The organism is Caenimonas soli, assembly GCF_013155545.1.
GTDB classification, from domain to species: Bacteria; Pseudomonadota; Gammaproteobacteria; order Burkholderiales; family Burkholderiaceae_C; genus Ramlibacter; species Ramlibacter soli.
Genome location: NZ_JABJVV010000014.1, coordinates 138,203 through 157,535 on the forward strand (window position 1 = coordinate 138,203; position 19,333 = coordinate 157,535).

The 19,333-nt window shown below is 64.0% G+C and carries 18 protein-coding genes; 10 read left to right on the forward strand and 8 right to left on the reverse strand.

Annotation, left to right across the window (positions count from 1 at the left end; all coding sequences use genetic code 11):
• Nucleotides 1-15 precede the first annotated feature (15 nt).
• The gene (locus HNE04_RS20740; RefSeq protein WP_172223474.1) at nucleotides 16-837 is read right to left on the reverse strand and encodes an ABC transporter ATP-binding protein; all 822 of its coding nucleotides are present in this window, start codon (nucleotides 835-837) and stop codon (nucleotides 16-18) included.
• Nucleotides 834-2,780: an AMP-binding protein gene (locus tag HNE04_RS20745; protein WP_172223477.1), complete on the reverse strand. Its 1,947-nt coding sequence runs from the start codon at nucleotides 2,778-2,780 to the stop codon at nucleotides 834-836. The genes HNE04_RS20740 and HNE04_RS20745 overlap by 4 nt, the downstream gene beginning before the upstream one ends.
• Before the next feature lie 143 nt (nucleotides 2,781-2,923).
• Between HNE04_RS20745 and HNE04_RS20750 the strand changes: the two genes are divergently transcribed.
• The 3 genes from HNE04_RS20750 (at nucleotide 2,924) to HNE04_RS20760 (ending at nucleotide 5,085) form a co-directional block, all read left to right on the forward strand.
• On the forward strand, nucleotides 2,924-3,643 hold the full coding sequence (locus HNE04_RS20750) for a Crp/Fnr family transcriptional regulator (RefSeq protein WP_172223480.1): 720 nt from the start codon (nucleotides 2,924-2,926) through the stop codon (nucleotides 3,641-3,643).
• Between the two features lie 5 nt (nucleotides 3,644-3,648).
• The gene (locus HNE04_RS20755) at nucleotides 3,649-4,425 is read left to right on the forward strand and encodes a pseudouridine synthase (RefSeq protein WP_172223482.1); all 777 of its coding nucleotides are present in this window, start codon (nucleotides 3,649-3,651) and stop codon (nucleotides 4,423-4,425) included.
• A gap of 177 nt (nucleotides 4,426-4,602) precedes the next feature.
• Complete coding sequence (locus tag HNE04_RS20760) at nucleotides 4,603-5,085, forward strand: hypothetical protein (RefSeq protein ID WP_172223485.1); 483 nt, start codon at nucleotides 4,603-4,605, stop codon at nucleotides 5,083-5,085.
• 21 nt (nucleotides 5,086-5,106) lie between these two features.
• Here HNE04_RS20760 and HNE04_RS20765 read toward each other — a convergent pair whose 3' ends face one another.
• The 4 genes from HNE04_RS20765 to HNE04_RS20780 form a co-directional block, all read right to left on the reverse strand.
• Nucleotides 5,107-7,545: a fimbria/pilus outer membrane usher protein gene (locus tag HNE04_RS20765; RefSeq protein ID WP_172223488.1), complete on the reverse strand. Its 2,439-nt coding sequence runs from the start codon at nucleotides 7,543-7,545 to the stop codon at nucleotides 5,107-5,109.
• Nucleotides 7,542-8,270, reverse strand: a complete 729-nt coding sequence (locus HNE04_RS20770) for a fimbrial biogenesis chaperone (RefSeq protein ID WP_172223490.1) — start codon at nucleotides 8,268-8,270, stop codon at nucleotides 7,542-7,544. The genes HNE04_RS20765 and HNE04_RS20770 overlap by 4 nt, the downstream gene beginning before the upstream one ends.
• 77 nt (nucleotides 8,271-8,347) lie before the next feature.
• Nucleotides 8,348-8,788, reverse strand: coding sequence for a spore coat protein U domain-containing protein (locus HNE04_RS20775; RefSeq protein ID WP_172223493.1), 441 nt, complete (start codon nucleotides 8,786-8,788; stop codon nucleotides 8,348-8,350).
• A gap of 74 nt (nucleotides 8,789-8,862) precedes the next feature.
• Nucleotides 8,863-9,324: a hypothetical protein gene (locus HNE04_RS20780; protein WP_172223495.1), complete on the reverse strand. Its 462-nt coding sequence runs from the start codon at nucleotides 9,322-9,324 to the stop codon at nucleotides 8,863-8,865.
• Nucleotides 9,325-9,729: 405 nt separating this feature from the next.
• Between HNE04_RS20780 and HNE04_RS20785 the strand changes: the two genes are divergently transcribed.
• The 4 genes from HNE04_RS20785 (at nucleotide 9,730) to HNE04_RS20800 (ending at nucleotide 12,677) form a co-directional block, all read left to right on the forward strand.
• Nucleotides 9,730-10,098, forward strand: a complete 369-nt coding sequence (locus HNE04_RS20785; RefSeq protein ID WP_172223497.1) for a hypothetical protein — start codon at nucleotides 9,730-9,732, stop codon at nucleotides 10,096-10,098.
• The gene (locus HNE04_RS20790; RefSeq protein WP_172223500.1) at nucleotides 10,098-10,799 is read left to right on the forward strand and encodes a response regulator; all 702 of its coding nucleotides are present in this window, start codon (nucleotides 10,098-10,100) and stop codon (nucleotides 10,797-10,799) included. The genes HNE04_RS20785 and HNE04_RS20790 overlap by 1 nt, the downstream gene beginning before the upstream one ends.
• Nucleotides 10,796-12,226, forward strand: a complete 1,431-nt coding sequence (locus HNE04_RS20795; protein WP_172223503.1) for a sensor histidine kinase — start codon at nucleotides 10,796-10,798, stop codon at nucleotides 12,224-12,226. Before HNE04_RS20790 ends, HNE04_RS20795 begins: the two co-directional genes overlap by 4 nt.
• A gap of 157 nt (nucleotides 12,227-12,383) precedes the next feature.
• On the forward strand, nucleotides 12,384-12,677 hold the full coding sequence (locus tag HNE04_RS20800; RefSeq protein ID WP_172223505.1) for a DUF4148 domain-containing protein: 294 nt from the start codon (nucleotides 12,384-12,386) through the stop codon (nucleotides 12,675-12,677).
• Between the two features lie 61 nt (nucleotides 12,678-12,738).
• On the opposite strand, the gene HNE04_RS20805 is transcribed toward HNE04_RS20800, so the two are convergent.
• Entirely contained in the window at nucleotides 12,739-12,975 is a 237-nt protein-coding gene (locus tag HNE04_RS20805; protein ID WP_172223508.1) for a hypothetical protein, read from the reverse strand.
• Nucleotides 12,976-13,218: 243 nt separating this feature from the next.
• On the opposite strand from HNE04_RS20805, the gene htpG reads away from it, so the two are divergent.
• Nucleotides 13,219-15,129: a molecular chaperone HtpG gene (gene htpG, locus HNE04_RS20810; RefSeq protein WP_172223511.1), complete on the forward strand. Its 1,911-nt coding sequence runs from the start codon at nucleotides 13,219-13,221 to the stop codon at nucleotides 15,127-15,129.
• Nucleotides 15,130-15,163: 34 nt separating this feature from the next.
• Here the strand turns inward: htpG and HNE04_RS20815 are convergent, their stop codons facing one another.
• Nucleotides 15,164-16,129 (reverse strand): Bug family tripartite tricarboxylate transporter substrate binding protein, encoded by a 966-nt coding sequence (locus HNE04_RS20815; protein WP_172223513.1) that lies wholly within the window; start codon nucleotides 16,127-16,129, stop codon nucleotides 15,164-15,166.
• A gap of 67 nt (nucleotides 16,130-16,196) precedes the next feature.
• Between HNE04_RS20815 and HNE04_RS20820 the strand changes: the two genes are divergently transcribed.
• Both HNE04_RS20820 and HNE04_RS20825 read left to right on the forward strand, forming a co-directional pair.
• The gene (locus HNE04_RS20820; RefSeq protein WP_172223516.1) at nucleotides 16,197-17,072 is read left to right on the forward strand and encodes a fumarylacetoacetate hydrolase family protein; all 876 of its coding nucleotides are present in this window, start codon (nucleotides 16,197-16,199) and stop codon (nucleotides 17,070-17,072) included.
• A gap of 146 nt (nucleotides 17,073-17,218) precedes the next feature.
• Nucleotides 17,219-19,333 (forward strand): beta strand repeat-containing protein (locus HNE04_RS20825; protein ID WP_407926614.1); only part of this gene is annotated, 2,115 nt, incomplete at its 3' end.

Below are 19,333 nucleotides of genomic sequence, written 5' to 3' on the forward strand. Positions count from 1 at the left end.
CCACTTCTGTCGTCCTTATTCGGAGGTGCCCAGGTAGGCTTTGATCACTTCGGGGTTGTTGCGTACTTCGTCGGGCGTGCCGTCGCCGATCTTCTTGCCGTAGTCCAGCACTACCACCCGGTCGCTGATGTCCATCACCACGCCCATGTCGTGCTCGATCAGCACCACGGTGGTCCCGAACTCGTCGTTCACGTCCAGCACGAAGCGGCACATGTCCTGCTTCTCTTCGACGTTCATGCCGGCCATGGGCTCGTCCAGCAGCAGCATCTGCGGCTCCATCGCCAGGGCGCGGCCCAGGTCGACGCGCTTTTGCAGGCCGTAGGGCAGCTGCCCCACCGGGGTCTTGCGGAAGGCCTGGATCTCCAGGAAGTCGATGATGTGCTCGACGAATTCGCGGTGGCGGATCTCCTCGCGCTCGGCCGGCCCGATGCGCAGCGCCTGCAGGAACAGGTTGCTCTTGATGCGCAGATTGCGGCCTGTCATGATGTTGTCCAGCACGCTCATGCCCTTGAACAGGGCCAGGTTCTGGAAGGTGCGGGCCACGCCCATCACCGCCACCTGGTGGCTGTTCATGTGCTTGAAGGTCTTGCCGCGGAAGGTGATGGAGCCTTGCTGGGGCTGATAGACGCCATTGATGCAGTTGAGCATGGAGCTCTTGCCGGCGCCGTTGGGCCCGATGATGGCGCGGATCTCGTGCTCCTTCACGTTGAAGGAGATGTCGGTGAGCGCCTTGACGCCGCCGAACGCCAGCGAGATGTTCTGCACGTCCAGGATCACGTCGCCGCTCTGGCGTACGCTCCTGGCGGCCAGGTGCTCGGCCTCGGTCATCATGTTCATGCTGCGGCCCTCACAGGTGCGAAGAGTTGGGTATCGACGATGCGCAAGGTGGCATTGACGCTGCCGGTGCGGCCATCCTCGAACTTGACCTGGGTCTCGATGTACTGCTCAGTCTTGCCGCTGTACAGGGCCTCGACCAGCACGTCGTACTTCTCGGCGATGAAGCCGCGGCGGACCTTGTTGGTGCGGGTGAGTTCGCCATCGTCGGCATCCAGCTCCTTGTGCAAGATGAGGAAGCGGCTGATCTGCGAGCCGGCAAGCATGGTATCGGCGGCCAGGTCGGCGTTGACCTTCTCCACGCAGTCCTTGATGAGCTCATAGACCTCGGTCTTTTGCGCCAGGTCGGTGTAGCCGGCATAGGGCAGGTTGCGCCGCTCGGCCCAGTTGCCCACCGCCTCGGAGTCGATGTTGATCATCACGCAGACACGATCGCGCCCGTCGCCATAGGCCACGGCTTCCTTGATGTAGGGGAAGAACTTGAGCTTGTTCTCCACGTACTTGGGCGCGAACATGGCGCCGTCGTTGGCGCCGCCGGCGATGCGGCCGACGTCCTTGACGCGGTCGATGATCTTCAGGTGGCCCTGCGCATCCAGGAAGCCGGCGTCGCTGGTGTGATACCAGCCATCGGCCGTGAGCACCTCGGCCGTGGCCGTGGGATTCTTGTAGTACTCCTTCAGGAGGCCGGGCGAGCGCACCAGGATCTCGCCGTTGTCGGCCACCTTGATCTCGACTCCGCTGATGGGTATGCCCACGGTGTCGGCCTTGGCCTGGTTGTCGGGCTGCAGGCAGACGAACACGGCCGTTTCTGTGGAGCCATACAGCTGCTTCAGGTTGATGCCGATGGAGCGGTAGAAGGTGAACAGGTCGGGGCCGATGGCCTCGCCGGCGGTGTAGGCCACGCGAACCCGCGAGAAGCCCAGGTTGTTGCGCAAGGGGCCATAGACCAGGAAGTTGCCGATCGCGTACTTCAGCCGATCCAGCGCGCCGACGGGTTTCTTGTCCATCAAGGACGGGCCGACGCGCTTGGCCAGGTTCATGAAACCGTGGAACATGCGGCGCTTGAGCCAGCTGGCGTCCTCCATGCGGATCATCACCGTGGTCAGGAGCCCCTCGAAGATTCGCGGCGGCGCGAAGTAATAGGTGGGGCCGATCTCCTTGAGGTCGATCACCACGGTGGCGGCCGATTCGGGGCAGTTCACGACATAGCCGCAAGCCAGCCACTGGGCATAGCTGAAGATGTTCTGGCCGATCCAGGCCGGCGGCAGGTAGGCCAGCACCTCTTCCTCGTGCGTGAGCTTGTCGAAATCGGCGCCGGCCTTGGCGCGATCCAGCAAGGTGCGATGGGTGTGCACCACGCCCTTGGGGTTGCCGGTGGTGCCCGAGGTGAAGAACATCGCCGCCACGTCGTCGGGGCGGGCCCTCTCGACCTGGGCCTTGAAGAAAGAGGCGTCGGTTCGGCCGAAAGCCTGGCCGGCGGCAATCAGCGCATCCACTGAGAGCAGGCCGGGCTCGCTGTACTTGCGCAGGCCGCGCGGGTCGTCGTAGTAGATCGCGGTGAGCTGTGGGCACTGCTCGCGCACTTCCAGCAGCTTGTCGACCTGCTCCTGGTCTTCGGCAAAAGCGAAGCGCACGTGGGCGTTGTTGATGGGGAACACGCACTCGCCGGCGACCGCGTCCTGGTACAGGGGGATGGGCACCGCGCCCAGCGACTGCACGGCCAGCATGGTCGCGTACAGGCGCGGCCGGTTGGCGCCCACCACCACCATGTGTTCGCCGGCGCGCAGGCCGGCCTCATGCAGCCCGCAGGCGATCTGCTCGACCATCTGGGCCATCGCGGCCCAGCTGTGGGTCTGCCAGATGCCGTATTCCTTTTCGCGCATGGCCGCTGCGGCCGGGCGCTGCGCTGCGTGCTGGAGCAGCAGTCGCGGGAACGTGGTCTCCATTCGATGTCCTTCGGTACTTGCTTACTTGAACCTGGGGGCATCGTAGGAGCCACTTTGACGTCATGTTGTCTTTGCAACGACAATCCTAGGGAATGTCCTAGTAGGGGCTGTCCGGAGGATGATTGACTCGCCACAATCCCGGCATGACGACCGACCTCACTTTGCACCAGCGGCGCCGCGAGCCCACAGCTGCCGAGCTGGATGGAATTCCCTGGCTCAAGGTCCTCAAGTCCGATCAATACGAACGCGCGGTCAGCGACCTTAAGGTAGGCGACGCCATGCCGGGCGACTTCGTGTGCCGCGTCGGCCGGCCCGTGACCTATTGGTTCGGCGTGGTCGAAGGCTTGCTCAAAATGAGCAGCGACAACGAGCAGGGACAGACCATGACGTTCGCGGGCCTCCCTCCCGGCGGCTGGTTCGGCGAGGGCACGGCCTTGAAGCGCGAGAGCTACCGCTACAACATCCAGGCGCTGCGAAAGAGCGTGGTGGCCGGCTTGCCCGTGGACACCTTCCACTTGTTGCTGGACCACTCGATCGGCTTCAACCGCTTCGTGATGAACCAGCTGAACGAACGTCTCGGGCAGTTCATCGCGGCGCGCGAGATCGACCGCATGAACAACCCGGACCTGCGCGTCGCGCGCAGCCTCGCCGCGCTGTTCAACCCGATTCTTTTTCCCGGTGTGGGCGACGTGCTGCGCATCACACAGCAGGAACTGGCCTACCTGGTGGGCCTGTCGCGCCAGCGTGTCAACGAAGCGCTGACGGCGCTCGAGGCGCAGGGGACCATTCGCGTCGAATACGGGGGCCTGCGCATCCTGGACCTGGAGGCGCTGCGCTCCCATGTGGTCCCGCGGGTAGCATAGGGCGCATGGCAGAACCTTCTCCCGCGGCGGCCACGACCCGCCTGAACAAACGCATGGCCGAACTGGGCCTGTGCTCGCGGCGCGAAGCCGACGACTGGATTGCGCGCGGCTGGGTGCGCGTGGACGGCGAAGTCGCCGTCATGGGCCTGCAGGTCGCGCCGGATGCCCGCATCGAGGTGGACCCGAAGGCCCAGGGCCAGCAACAGCAGCAAGTCACCATCCTCCTGAACAAGCCCATGGGCTACGTCAGCGGCCAGGCCGAGGACGGCCATCAACCGGCCGTCGTCCTGGTGCAGGAGCGCAACCACTGGAGCGGCGACCCTTCGAAACTGCGTTTCGCCCCCTCGCAGTTGCGCGGGCTGGCGCCGGCCGGCCGGCTGGACATCGATTCCATCGGCCTCCTGGTGCTCACGCAGGACGGCCGCGTCGCCCGCCAGCTGATCGGCGAGGACAGCGGCATGGAAAAGGAGTATCTGGTGCGGGTGAACTACGGCGAGGTCGCGACCGATGTCCAGTCGGCCTTCCCACCGGCGCAACTGGCGCGTTTGCGCCATGGCCTGAGCCTGGACGGCCAGGCGCTGAAGCGCGCCCAGGTGGAATGGCAGAACCCCGAGCAGCTTCGCTTCGTGCTGACCGAAGGCAAGAAGCGCCAGATCCGGCGCATGTGCGAACTGGTCGGGCTGAAAGTGGTGGGCCTCAAGCGCATCCGCATCGGGCGGGTACCGCTGGGGCAGCTGCCGGTGGGGCAATGGCGGTACCTGGCCGCTCATGAGCGCTTCTGAACTGCCGCGCTAGCGGGCTCTGCCATAGGCAGATTTCGTAAGGCCCTGTGCAGTTTTGCCTAACCCTGATGGGGCTTATTGCCTAGGGGCGCCAAGCAATTCGCTTACTCCCGCTGAGCAGGGCGGTCCTATTCTCAATCCATCGGTGATCGGCCCATGGAACTAGGAATAGAGATCATGAAAAGCTTCAGGACAATGGTTTACCCGGCGCAGCTGCTGGCCCTGGCGCTGGGTTTGCTTTGCCTCCCTGCCACGTCCCAAGCCGCGGGCGAGATCAAGATGACGGTGAGCGCGACCATTCTCAAGCACGCGAGCCTGCAGGTACTGTCCCAGCCCACCGCGGTGGTCGTTACCGCCGCCGACCTGGCGCGCGGCTATGTCGATGTCCCGGTGACTTCGCAAGTAGCCATCCAGAGCAATACGTCCGGCGGTTACCTGCTTGAGTTCGCGAATCAAGGCGACTTCATGCGCCAGATACTGGTCCATGGTCTGGGCGGCGTCGTCCAGCTGAGCCCGGATGGCGGCGTGATCGCGCAAAGCGGTGCCCCTACAGGCGTCACCAAGGCTACCTTGGCCCTGGGGTACCGCTTTCTGTTGTCCCAGTCGGCGCAGCCAGGCACGTACGCATGGCCCATGCGCCTCTCGGTCGCTCCCCTCTAAAAAACAAGCTACTGTTCTTCGTCAGGGGCGCGACTTGCAAACCACGTCGCCCAATTCGACAAAGGTCTCGCTGGATTTGGGGATGACCAGCTCGAATGCGCAAGGCACGCCGTCGAGCAGCGTGGTGCCAGGATAGGTTCCCGGCTTGAGATTCTCTGCATAAAATTCCCCGCCACGCCCTGTTTGCAGTCCCTCGGGCGGCGCATCCGAGCCAAGCTTCATTTCCACGAACTCCACCGACTTGAGGCCGTCCCTGCCTAGTGTCTTGAGCCTGCCGCTGAAAGCCTGCAGCTTCCTGGCCGCGAAATTGATCATCGTGCCGCTCCTGTAAGGCGGTGAGACCTTTCTTGCGACCGCCGCTATGGAGTAGTCGATCGGTATGGTTTCGGCGGCGAGGGTCACTTCGTTGTCGGTATACGCATTCAAGGTAGGCAGGAAGAGCTTGCCTTGGGCGTCGGTCTCGCCCACCCGTTGCCCGTTGACCAAAACGCCGACGCCAGGCAGCCCGCCCACCTTGACGATGCCGAAACTGCCTGTGATGGGTCGCCCGAATGAAACTGTCCCGTCGATATAACCTATGCCGCCGGCGACCGAGGCGCGATAGTCGTCAAACGTCTTGCCCTGTTGATCGCGGTTGCGGCCAAGATCGGCGCGAAGAATGGCGGCGGGCGCGTTGTACTGCACGCTCGACTTGAACCTTTGGTTGTGCCCCGTGGGATCCGAGTCGCGGTCCGCCACCATGGTGAAACCCAGGCCTTCCCCGATGGGTTGCCTCTTGGTCAGTTCCACCACTTCCGAATTCCGGGTCCGGTCGTTGCGATAGCTGGCGGCCGCGGAATAATCTTTCTCGAAAAAGACGCTGACGCCCACGAACAGCTCATTGCGGCTGCCCGCGACCTTTTCCTTGATGTGGCTCAAGCTCGTATTCAGCGAGGCCCAGCCCGAGACGATGGGCGCGCTATAGCTCAAGGTCGTCCGGCGTTGATCCTCCAGCACGGCCACGCTGTAGGGCTGTGCGGGCGTCGGCGTTGATCCCGTTATCCCGCTTCGCGTCGACAGCCACGAATGGCCGAGGGAAACCGTGCCGCGCGCATCCATGTTGTAACTCGCGCTCACGCTGGCTTCGAGCTTGCGATTGGTGACGATCGGCGGGTCGGCCAAGGCCGCAAAATGGCCCCATTCCCGGCGCGCCGAGACGCCTGCGCTCCAAGCCTTGGCTTGATAGGTGTACGAGAGCGAACCGGCTGTTCCCCGCTGGCCGGCAACCTCGCTGCGCGCCGCGGCCAGGCCCAGCACGCCGCTGTTGCCAAGCACGAAAGTAGCCATCGGTCCGGCATTGAGGAATTTCCTGGAACCTTCGGCGCGCAAGCCCAGCGTGACCGCATCGGTCAGGCCATAGCGGTGGAACATGTTGAACGCGGCCGGGCCATACCGGTTGCTGTCGGTCCCGAAGCCGCGTCGTATGGCCCCGAGGTTGTAGCTGTATTCGTGCAACCCCCCCCGCAGGGGCTGGTCGCTGAAATAAAAGGAATAGTTCAGTTGCTGGACGCGGCCGAAGGAATCGCGCAGCACCAGTTGAACATTGCGCGATCCCCCATAGGCCAGGATGTCGCGCAATTCGAATTCGCCGGGCTTCAGCCGCTCGGTGCGGACCCGTTGGCCGTCGACGAAAACCTCGAGATCGCTTGGTAGCGCAACGTTGCCGCTGACGCTCTGCATCGGGAACTGGATGAAATACGGGTTGAGCCCATACAATTTCGATACGCTGACGCCGCCCAGGTTGATGCCGGTGCTGAATTCGCGCGCGGGCGTAAAAAAATCCCCCACCACCGTCCGCCGCAGCGCTTCGCGATCGTCATGCGTGACGTTGCTCATCAGCCGGACGAATCTGCGCCTGCCCGTGGCGTCGGTGACCGTGCTGCCATCCGACAGGAAGAGGTAGTTGCCGGCTCGCCAGCCGACCTCCCCGGCAAAACCGAGGCCCGCCGTTCCCACGTCGTCGTGGGCAGCGGTCAGCGCATAATTGGCGAATAGGCTGCTCTCATTGGGGGCCGTGCGCACGGCATTCCTGCCGAGGCTTTCAACGCCGAAGGACTGCGTTGCCAGCAGCTGTGGATTGGCGCTGATATTCAGCACCAACTCCTTTTCGCGGAACTCGAAGCTCACGCCCGACATGGAGCGAAGTGAAATGTAGTTCTCGCCGTCGATCACCAACGGGGTCCCGCTCGGGCTTCTGAAACCCATCGCCCTCAAGTCCTGAACCTTGACCAAAAAGTCGCGGCCCGAGGTGCGTTCAACGAACAGGTCGCCTTTGTTCTCGGTGTTGAGCGTGACGCGAACAACGATGGTCTCGCCCTGCGCGGGGTTGGCAGCTGCCACCATGACGTCGGCCGGCCAGCAAACAGCCGGCATCGCGCTGAGGAAACACCAAAGGGCATTGGCGGCCTTCGAGTGCTTCATTTGGGAGCACACATGGCACGGGTCACCTCCAGCTTGCGGGTCGCGTTGAGCCTGTCGGTCTTGATTTCGACCTCGAGCGCTGCGATTTTCACGCACTGGTCGCCGGCGATCGCGGTTTTGAACGGCTTCACCGCGCCTGCCAGCAAGTAGCGGTCCGCCAGGGTCGCCGAATAGACTTCCTTGCCGGCCGCATCCGAGCCTTTCAGATGAATTCCCTTGATGATTTGATGCCGGTTGCCGGTGTTCCTGGCGGAGAGGTTCAGCTCGCCGTTGGCGAGCTCGACGCTTTCAATTTCCAGGCCGTCCTGCGGTTGGACGGGGGCTATGAAAACCGGAGCGCCGAAGCGTATCAGGAAGGTGATCTGCACCCCCGGTTTTTCCGGGTCCTTTTGGGTGCCGGGCAATTCCTCGATGAAAAGGCGATAGGTTTTTTCGGCGGGCACAACGGGCGTTCTTGTGCCGACCCGCACCACGCCTTCCTGGCCAGGCTCGACAGTGAGAATCTTGGGGAAGAAGATCAGGTCCCGGGCTTCCGTGTACTGGTCTTTTCCAGTGGCGTCCTGTGCCCACTCCATCGCCTGAAGCTGGAAGCTGAGCGGAAGCTTGCCTTCGTTGCGGACGGTGACCGCGCCGCTGCGGGCGGCGGCGCCGAGATCGAGGCGGGTCGGATTGACCGTGAACTCGCCGGCCAGCGCCGCACCCGCCAATAGCAAGGCGCACCACAAGGCAACGAGCGTACCCCTCCAACAGTTTCGTACCATCGCGTTAACCGAAGTGGCGGTGATGAAGGCGCGCTTTCTGCTCAGGGTGTGAGGGTGAGTATCAGACGATCGCGATAAGTGCCGGCGACAGCGCCCAAGTATGCGCTGGCTTGCACCGTGCCCATGAAGCTGGCGACCTTGAAGTTATTGTTGCCCGGACCGGCGTTTCCGCCTGCGAAGGTCACTGCACCGATGGAGTATGCAATGGTCTCGGTACCCAAGTCTCTAATCATTGTGCGATTCCCGCGCTGTCCCTGATCTATCGAGATCGCCATTAACTGCACGGCGTTGCAGTCGCCCACCTCGACCGAGCCAGTCACGCTTTTCGGGCCCCCGACGCTGGGATCCAGGGTCCCGAAAGCAAGGCCGACGGTACCGCTGACTCTGAACAGGCAATTGCTGCCGTTGCTGTAGGCCGGCATTGCCGCCGCCATCAGCACGGCGGCGATGGCGCACGCGAGGCTGGAAGGCAGGCTTTTCATGGTGGGTTTATATCGATTTCGTTGGGGCTTGGGCATCAGAGAGAGCCAGCCCCAACGAGATGTTGGCCCATGACTCAGTTGTTGATCGACAGGGTCACAGTGTCCGAATAGCTGGTACCTTGCTGCGCACCCTGTACAGCGGCTTGCGAGACGGTAGCGGTTGCCACAACCTTGGAACTGCCGGCGCTGGCGTAGCCCAGGCCTGCTTCCGGGGTGCCCAGGCTGAACGTGTAGGCAATGGTCTTGGCGCCGTCGGTCAGCGTGGTGCCTCCACCCGTCTTGGTGATGACGGGCGTTAGGCCGTTGGTGCAGTTGTAGGTGATGTTGCCTGTATTGGAAACGCCACCTGCGCCCACGGTAGAGGGATTCATCGAGCCCAGGGCGATAGCCGGCATGGTGGCTGCGCTGAACGTGCAGACGTTTGGCACCGACGCAGTGACGTCCACCGTGGTGGTGCCACCGGCGGCAGCCAAGCCAGCAGTGGAAGCCAGGACGGCGGCGGCGACAGCCTTCAGAACGATGCGGTTGGTTTTCATAGTTGCTCCAAGAAAAATGTTCACAAATCGCCAGAGCTACAAGACGGGGTCTTCTCTGTTCCCAGGCCGAGTTGTATCAAAAGGCAACTGAATAGTAACGCTTGTTGGGTAAGAAAACAACCTAAGGCGGCTTAAGCAAACGCGCTACAGCGCGAAAACCCGTTCAAAAATCACGGCTTAGACAAGTTTCGTGATCTTGAACCTAGGAAACGGCGGAGCCACGTCCTTGTTACAAATACCAAACTAACGCCTAAGCATCAGATTTTACGGATTGGAGCGCTGCTGATCAGCTTCAAAGTGCTGTCCACCCGTGTAACAGCCCTGGGTTGTGGCAAATCCGCCTAATAGAAGGCTAAGACAGCGGGGCTACGCTCCGGCACATCGTCCACAAACCAGGGGAAACCTATGCATGAGCTGCTCCACAGACTGGCGGTCGCCCTGCTGCTCGTGTCCGGCGCCCTGACTGCGTGCGCGCCCTTTGCGATAGGGCTGCCCCTGGATCCCCAGGCGGCCGGTTTGCTCGCCCACTGGCAGTTCATGCTGGTGCTGCTGGGAACGGGGCTGGTCATCGCCGCGTTCGCGCCGTCCTGGCGCTTGCCCGTCGTGACGGCCGCGATTATCACCAAAGGCGCTTTCCTCGTTTTCTCTCCCAACGCTGCTGTGCTGGAGGCAGGGTTGGTACTGCTGCTGCTCGTCGCTGCGATCGTGTTCGCTCGCGAGGCCTGGCAAGAAGCGCGCTGGGATCGTATGCTGCCATTACGTTCGGAGGTCTGATGCGCGTTCTGCTGGTGGAAGACGACGAAATGATCGGCCAGAGCCTGAAGCAGGCACTGGGCGGCAATGGCTGGTCGGTCGATTGGGTGAAGGACGGCCTGCTGGCGCAAAGCGCGCTCAGCGACGGCGGCTACGCCTGCGTGCTGCTCGATCTGGGCCTGCCCAAGCGCGATGGCATCGAGGTGCTGCGTAAGGCGCGAAGCGTTGGCGATCAAACGCCCGTGCTGGTGCTCACCGCCCGTGACGGACTGGACGACCGGATCACGGGCCTGGACATCGGCGCCGACGACTACCTGGTCAAGCCCTATGAATTCCGCGAGTTGCTGGCCCGTATGCGGGCCGTCATCCGGCGACGCGACGGCAGCGCCCATTCCGTCATCGGCGGCGCCGACATCCAGCTGGATATCACCACCCGCGAAGTGCTGGTGCAAGGCGAGCGTTCGCAACTCTCGGCGCGTGAGTTCGCGCTGTTGCATGCCCTGCTCGAGCGGCCCGGCGCGATCCTGTCGCGCGACCAGCTCGAAAGCCGCATTTACGGCTGGGGCGAGGAGGTCAGCAGCAATGCGGTGGATGTCTTGATCCACGGCATGCGCCGCAAGCTGGGCGCCGATACCATTCGCAACGTGCGCGGCCTGGGCTGGCGCATTGCGGCAACCGCAGCAACCACAACCGCCCCGGCGCCAGCAGGGACCACGCCATGATGAAGTTCCACAGTGCGGACGGCGCAGCCGGCCTGCAAGGCTATCCGCGCAGCGCCGGGCCGCAGTCGAGTCCGCGCCTCTTCCAGGTGTTTCCGGCCGGGCGAATGTGCTCGATGAAACGCGTGCTGCTGATGTGGCTGGTGCCCCTGTTCCTGATCGTAGGCGCCGCCTCCGCAGCCTTCTCGTACATGAGCTACCGCGGCATGGTGCGCGAGTTCATGGACAGCCAGATGGAGCAGCTCGGCCAGTCCATCGCCGTGCAGGACGAGCACCAGATGCCGCCGTCGCCGTCGGACGAGCGTATTCACAAGTGGGGCGCGTACGTCGTGCAGGTGTATGGCGCCGATGGTCGGCTGCAGGCTACCTCGTTGCCGAAGCTGGCCGCGGGCCCTCAGCAGAGGCCCGGTTTCGATGACGTGCGGGTGGGTGATGCGCTGTGGCGCGTCTACGCCACCGACCCGGCGGAGCACGGCGGCCGGCGCGTGCAGGTGTTCCAGAGCGGAACGTTCCGCGCGCACCTGGCGGCCGAGCGGGCCGGCGCGGCGATCGCTCCGGTGCTGATCCTGCTGCCGCTGGCCATCCTGATCCTGTGGGGCGTGTCCGGCGCGATGTCGCGCGCGGTCCAGGACATCGGCCGGCAGGCCGCACTGCAAGACGAGAACACCATCTCTGAAATTCCGCTCGATCGCGTGCCGCACGAGCTCAAGCCGATGGTGGCGTCGTTCAACAGCCTGCTCACGCGGCTGCGGGATGCCTTCGTGACCCAGCGCCGCTTCGTGCAGGATGCGGCGCATGAATTGCGCACGCCAATCACGGCGGTGGCGCTGCAGCTGGAAAACGTGCGCGGCGACATGCCGCCCGGAGCCTGCAGGCAAAGCCTGGGGCAGCTCGAAGCCGGCGTGAGCCGCGCCCAGCGGCTGGTGGACCAATTGCTCAAGCTCTCGCGCCAGGAGGCTCCCGTGCTGGAGGCTGCCGGTCCGGTGGACCTGCGCGCGCAAGTCCACGAGAGCATCAGCGCACTGATCGCGCTGGCCGACCAGCGCCGGATCGATCTCGGCCTGGTGGGCGCGACCGAGGGCGCCCTGCCGCCGACGCTGCGTTGCGCGCCCAGCGATCTGCGCAGCGTGCTGGACAACCTGATCGAAAACGCCTTGCGCTACACGCCCGAGGGCGGTGTGGTGGACGTGCGGCTGGTCAACGACGGAGCGCGGCCGGCGGTCGAGGTCATAGACACCGGCCCGGGAATTCCGCCGGACCTGCTCGGGCGGGTATTCGATCGTTTCTTCCGCGTGCCGGGCAGCCAGGTCCGCGGCAGTGGCCTGGGCCTGTCCATCGCTCACGCTGCGGCGCAGCGCTGCGGCCTGCGGATCGAGCTGCGCAACCGCGAAGATCGCAGCGGGCTGGTGGCGCGCATCGAGCCCGCTTGAGCAAAGCGTTTGCGCGTGCTAATTCCCAGCTAAGCAAACCCTAAGGGCCAGCTAAATACTGGCGCCTACAGTGAGATCACGGTTGATGCTTGAACTGCAAAAGACAAAGCGGCAACCGAAATACTGGTCATCTCCACTCACTGAAAGGTCCCTTGTCATGAATACCAAAGCCATCCTCGCCATCGCCGCTTTCGCCGCTGTTGCATCCACGGGCGTGCGCGCCGACGAAGCCGACGGCTCGCAGTACGCCGTGAAGTTCGAAGGCAACCGCACCCGCGCCGAAGTGCTGGCCGAAGCAAGCTCTGTCCCCGCCACCCGCAGCACCGAGCCGGCCGGTTCGCGCGTTGCCGCTCCGGTGAAGTCCAACCTGGACTCCAGGCTGGTGCGTGCGCAAGCCGCCGAAGCGGTTCGCCTGGGCCAGATCTCCTCTGGTGAAATCGGCCGCATCTAAGCCGTGCGCCCCGAAATGAAAAAACGCCCTTAGGGGCGTTTTTTCATTGGGGCGTGGTTGCCTAGAAGGTAATGGTCAGCACCGGGCCTTCGGCGGGCACCACGGCCGCGCGCAACAGGTTGCCGCTGTGCACGAAAGCCTGGTTGATGCTTGCCCTGCCGCTCATGGGCTCGTGCGAAGAGTGAACCGGGGCCAGCGCCATCTGCAGCGTCAACGTTCGGGCTTCGCCCACGCCTTGGGCCGCTTGGCCGCAGGACTGCAGGGCAAAGGCGGTGATCGGCAGAAGATCGATGTTCATGGTGGGAAGGTCCGGTACGTTCTTAGGCAAAACAGCAGGCTTGCCTTAAGAAAAATTCCTAAGGGGCCAGGCGCCATGGGAGGTACTGTAACAACCTGTCACCCGCTGTCCAGGCCTTTGCGGGCCGCTGGGCAAGCAAATCCGGCCGCGGCGTCGAATTTGTCACATCCGGGCCTTAGGTCTTGAAAAAAGCAGCCACGGCCCAACATCCCGTGGGCATTTTTCCGCATCGAATCCAAGCCCATGAGCCAAAAACAGACCCTTTCCTTCCAGGCCGAAGTGGCGCAGTTGCTGCACCTGGTCACCCACTCGCTGTATTCGAACAAGGAAATCTTCCTTCGCGAGCTGATTTCCAACGCTTCCGACGCCTGCGACAAGCTGCGCTTCGAGGCCCTGAACAATACGGGGCTCTATGAGGACGTGCCCAACCTGGAGGTGAGGGTCGGCTTCGACAAGGAAGCCACGACCTTGACGATCACCGACAACGGCATCGGGCTGTCGGAGCAGGAAGCGATCGACAACCTGGGCACCATCGCCAAGAGCGGCACGCGCGAATTCATGAACCGGCTGTCGGGCGACCAAAAGGCCGATGCCCAGTTGATCGGCCAGTTCGGCGTGGGTTTCTATTCCGGCTTCATCGTGGCCGACAAGATCACCGTGGAGTCGCGCCGCGCGGGCCTCAAGGCCGACGAGGGCGTGCGCTGGACCAGCGTGGGCGCCGGCGACTTCGAAGTGGAGAGCATCAGCCGGCCCGAGCGCGGCACCAGCGTCACGCTGCATCTGCGCGAAGACGCCGCGGACTACCTTTCCACCTGGAAGCTCAAGTCCATCATCAACAAGTATTCCGACCACATCTCCCTGCCCATCCTGATGCGCAAGGAAGAATGGAAGGAAGGGGAAGAGGGCAAGGGCGGCGAGATGGTGCTCACCGACGAGTGGGAAACCGTCAACCAGGCCAGCGCCTTGTGGAGCCGGCCGAAAAAGGACATCTCGCCGGAGCAGTACCAGGAGTTCTACAAGCAGATCAGCCACGACCATGAGGCGCCGCTGGCGTGGGCGCACAACCGGGTCGAAGGCTCGACCGAATACATCCAGCTGCTGTACATCCCATCGCACGCACCGTTCGACCTGTGGAATCGCGAGAAGGCCGCGGGCGTGAAGCTCTATGTCAAGCGCGTCTTCATCATGGACGAGGCCGAGGCGTTGCTGCCCACCTACCTGCGCTTCGTCAAGGGGGTGATCGATTCGTCTGACCTGCCCTTGAACGTCAGCCGCGAGCTGCTGCAGGAAAGCCGCGACGTCAAGGCCATCCGCGAAGGCAGCACCAAGCGAGTGCTGGGCATGCTGGAAGACCTCGCCAGGCTGGAAAAGGACGAGAGTACGAGCGACGAGGACAAGGGCAAGTACGCGAAGTTCTACGCCGAGTTCGGTACGGTCCTCAAGGAAGGGCTCGGCGAGGATTTCCCCAATCGCGAGCGCCTGGCCAAGCTGCTGCGCTTTGCCTCGACCACCACGGATACGCCGAGCGTTTCACTGGCCGACTACAAGGCGCGGATGAAGGAAGGCCAGGAGGCCATCTACTACATCACGGCCGACACGATGGCCGCCGCGAAGAACAGCCCTCAGCTCGAGGTCTTCCGCAAGAAAGGCATCGAAGTGCTGCTGATGACCGACCGCGTGGACGAGTGGGCGCTCAACTACCTGCACGAGTTCGATGGCACGCCGCTGCAATCGGTGGCCAAGGGCGCCGTCGACCTGGGCAAGCTGCAGGACGAGGCCGAGAAGAAGGCCGCCGAGGAAGCGGCCGAAGCCTTCAAGCCCGTGCTGGAAAAGCTGAGGGAGGCGCTGAAGGACAAGGCTCAGGACGTGCGCGTCACGTCACGGCTGGTCGATTCACCGGCCTGCCTCGTCGTCAGCGACGGCGGCATGAGCATGCAGCTGTCTCGCATGCTCAAGCAGGCCGGCCAGAAGGTTCCGGAGACCAAACCGGTGCTGGAGGTCAACGCCGAGCACGCGCTGGTGAAGAAGCTCGAAGGCTCGGCGCATTTCGAGGACCTGGCCCACATCCTGTTCGACCAGGCGCTACTGGCCGAAGGCGGCTTACCGGAAGATCCGGCGGCCTACGTGAAGCGCGTCAACGCGTTGCTTGTGTGAGTCATTGCGGGCTTGACCCGCAATCCAGGTCTGCCTACTCGACCTTGCCAATCTTCTTGACGACGTCGGCCATGCGCCTGACGTCGGCTTGCACATACTTCTCGAAGTCGGGTGTGTCCTGGTAGAGGATGGGGCTGCCGGCGTTGAGGATCACCTCCTTGACCTTGGCATCGTTCGCGGCCACGCGGGCTGCCGCGCGCAGCCGCTGGGCGACGGGCTCCGGCGTGCCTGCCGGCACGAACAGCCCCGACCACTGCGCGTACTCGGCGTTGTAGCCCGCGTCCTTGAGCGAGGGTACATCGGGCAGGGCATCAAGCTTGCCGCTGCCCCAATGGCCGAGCACGCGCAGCTTGCCGGCCTTGACGTGCTGCAGCACCGTGGCCGGCCCGGACGACACCGCATCGATCTGGCCGCCGAGCAGCGCCACCACGGCCGGGCCGGCGCCGGTGAACGGCACATGGGTCATCTTGATGCCGGTGTCCTGCGCCAGGATTTCCATCGGCACATGCATGGTGCCGTAGTTTCCCGACGAGCCGTAATTGATCGCACCGGGCCGCTTCTTTGCATCCTCGACAAAATCTTTCACCGTCTTCCACGGTGAATCGGCCCGCACGGCCAGCACGGTGGGGTCGGCCGTGATGCGCGCGATCGGACGCAGCGAAGCGAAGCTGTACATGGGCGCACGGCCGAGCAGGGTGTCGGCTTCCGGGATCACGCTGAAGGAGGACAGCGCCAGCAGGACCGTATAGCCGTCAGCCGGGGCTTTCGCCGCCAGCCCCATCCCGATGCCGCCGCCCGCACCGCCCTTGTTCTCGATGATGACGGGTTGGCCGAGGTCGCGCGACATCGCCTCCGCGACCGGACGCGCGACGATGTCGGCCAGCCCGCCCGGCGGGAACGGAACGATCATGGTGATGGGCTTGGTGGGGTAGGGCGCCTGTGCGGCGGCCAGGCCCGCAAACGAAAGAATAAGGGCGGCAAGGGCGTAACGTCGTTGCATGTCGAAGTCTCCTGTTTCTAGTTAGCATGCTACATTGACCGCGCCGCCAGCGAAGAGAGTTTTCCCCATGAAGATCGCCGCCTACCTCGACCAGGGCCGACCCGGTGTCGGGATCGTTTCTTCCGACTTGCAGAGCGTGTTGCCGCTCGAGCTGGCTGTCGCGGACGCGGTGCGCGGTGCGCAGGCCATTGTCGAGCTGATGGCGGCTGGCAAGGCCATGCCGCGAACCGGCGCTCCGGTGGCCCTGGATGCGGTTCAGCTGGTCGCGCCACTGCCCCGGCCGCGCCGCAATCTGTTTTGCGTGGGAAAGAACTACCACGCGCACGCGCGCGAATTCGCCGGCAGCGGCTTCGACAGCAGCGCGAAGTCGGGCGGCGAAATCCCGGCGGCGCCCATCATCTTCACCAAGGTTCCCGAATGCGTGATTGCGACGGGCGAGGCCATCGTGATCCCCGCCGGCGTCTCGACCGCGATCGACTACGAAGCCGAGCTGGCCGTGGTGATAGGCCGCGGCGGCAAGGGCATCAAGGCCGCCGACGCCATGAAGCATGTGTGGGGCTACACCATCGTCAACGACGTCACCTCACGCGACTGGCAGAGCCGCCACCAGCAGTGGGACATGGGCAAATCCTTCGACACGTTCTGCCCGATGGGCCCCTGGCTGGTTAGCGCGGACGAATGCGACGGCACCCGCACGCAGGTGCGTTGCTGGGTCAACGGGGAAGAGCGGCAGAACGCCTCGACCACCGACCTGATCTTCGACATCCCGACCTTGATCGAAACGCTGTCGGCCGGCATCACGCTCTACCCCGGCGACGTGATCGCCACCGGAACGCCGGTGGGCGTGGGCATAGGTTTCACGCCGCCCAAATACCTGCGAGCCGGCGACGTGGTGCGCGTCGAGATCGACGGGATAGGCGTGTTGGAAAACCCGGTGCGCTGATGCGCCTCCCGGGACATTCCTCCTAGATACACCCGGTACTTACTCACCTGGGGACCCACAAAACCCACTGATCCCTCCCATGGGCGCGTGAGGGGAGGCGCAGCACACTGTTCTCGTTGCAACGCGTAACGAGAAAAGGAACGCCCATGGCCTCCGCAAGCGGTGATAACGTCCTCACAGGCGGATCGGGAAGCGATCGGCTCATTGGAGGCTCGGGGAGCGATACGCTCGATGGTGGCGCCGGCAGCGACTCGTTGAACGGCGGGGCTGGTAGTGACACGCTGGTGTACTGGCTGGCCCAAAACGCGGGGGCGACTGATCTCTACACCGGTGGGTCCGGCATCGATACCGTGCGGCTCCAGTTGAACAGTACCGAATGGCTCAGCCCGACCGTGCAGTCGGAAATCACGCGCTACCTGCAGCACTTGGCAACGGTGACGACCAACGTCAACACCGGAGAGGTTTCGAACGCCATCGCCAGCGACTTCACCTTCAACTTTGGTGGCGGAACGACCCTGACAGTGTCCATGATGGAAACGCTGGATGTCTGGGTGGATGGCGCTGCGATCGACTATCGTGCGCCGGTGCTCTCCAGCATGGGCGGCGCGCTGGCCTATACAGAAAATGCTGCCGCCAGCGTGATCGACAGCACCATCACGCTGACTGATGTAGATGACACGCAGATGGCCTCGGCCACGGTCAAGATCAGTGCCGGCTTCACCACGGGCGACGTGCTGGGCACGGGCGACCTGACCGGCACGGGCATCACCGCTAGCTACAACGCGAGCACCGGCGTGCTCACGCTCAGCGGTGTGGCCAGCAAGGCGACCTACGAGGCGGCTCTGGAGTCGGTGACCTACCACAGCACGTCGGAGGACCCGACAGCCGTCAGCGCCAGCCGCACCATTCAATGGACCGTGACCGATGCCAACTCGGACGGCGCGGGCGCTGCCACGAGCGCGGCGGGCACTTCAACCATCAATGTGACGGCGGTCAACGACGCGCCGGTGCTGACGGACCTGGGCGGCACGCTGGCGTATACAGAAAACGCTGCGGCCAGCGTGATCGACGGCACGATCACCCTGGCCGACGCGGACGACACGCAGATGGCCTCGGCCACGGTGACGATCAGCGCCGGCTTCACCGCCGGCGACGTGCTGGGCTTCACCAACACGGCCTCCATCACCGGCAGCTACAACGCGAGCACTGGCGTACTCACGCTCACAGGCCTGGCCACCACGGCGGCCTACGAGGCTGCGCTGGAGTCGGTGACCTACCACAGCACCTCAGAGGACCCGACGGCCTTCAGCGCCAGCCGGACCATTCAATGGACTGTGACCGACGCCAACTCGGACGGCGCGGGAGCTGCCACGAGTGCGGCGGGCACCTCGACCATCAATGTGACGGCGGTCAACGACGCGCCGGTGCTGACGGACCTGGGCGGCACGCTGGCCTATATAGAAAACGCCGCCGCCAGCGTGATCGACAACACGATCACCCTGGCCGACGCGGACGACACGCAAATGGCCTCGGCCACGGTGACGATCAGCGCCGGCTTCACCGCCGGCGACGTCCTGGGCTTTGCCAACACGGCCTCCATCACCGGCGGCTACAACGCGAGCACTGGCGTACTCACGCTCACAGGCCTGGCCACCACGGCGGCCTACGAGGCGGCCTTGGAGTCAGTGACCTACCACAGCACTTCGGACGATCCGACGGCTGTCAGCGCCAGCCGCACCATTCAATGGACTGTGACCGATGCCAACTCGGACGGCGCGGGCGCTGCCACGAGCGCGGCGGGCACTTCAACCATCAATGTGACGGCGGTCAACGACGCGCCGGTGCTGACGGACCTGGGCGGCACGCTGGCGTACACGGAGAATGGCGCGGCGGCAGCGATCGACAGCGCGATCACGCTGACTGATGTCGACGACACGCAAATGGCTTCGGCCACGGTGACAATCAGTGCCGGCTTCACCGCCGGCGACGTGCTGGGCTTCACCAACACGGCCTCCATCACCGGCAGCTACAACGCGAGCACTGGCGTACTCACGCTCACAGGCCTGGCCACCACGGCGGCCTACGAGGCTGCGCTGGAGTCGGTGACCTACCACAGCACCTCAGAGGACCCGACGGCCTTCAGCGCCAGCCGGACCATTCAATGGACTGTGACCGACGCCAACTCGGACGGCGCGGGAGCTGCCACGAGTGCGGCGGGCACCTCGACCATCAATGTGACGGCGGTCAACGACGCGCCGGTG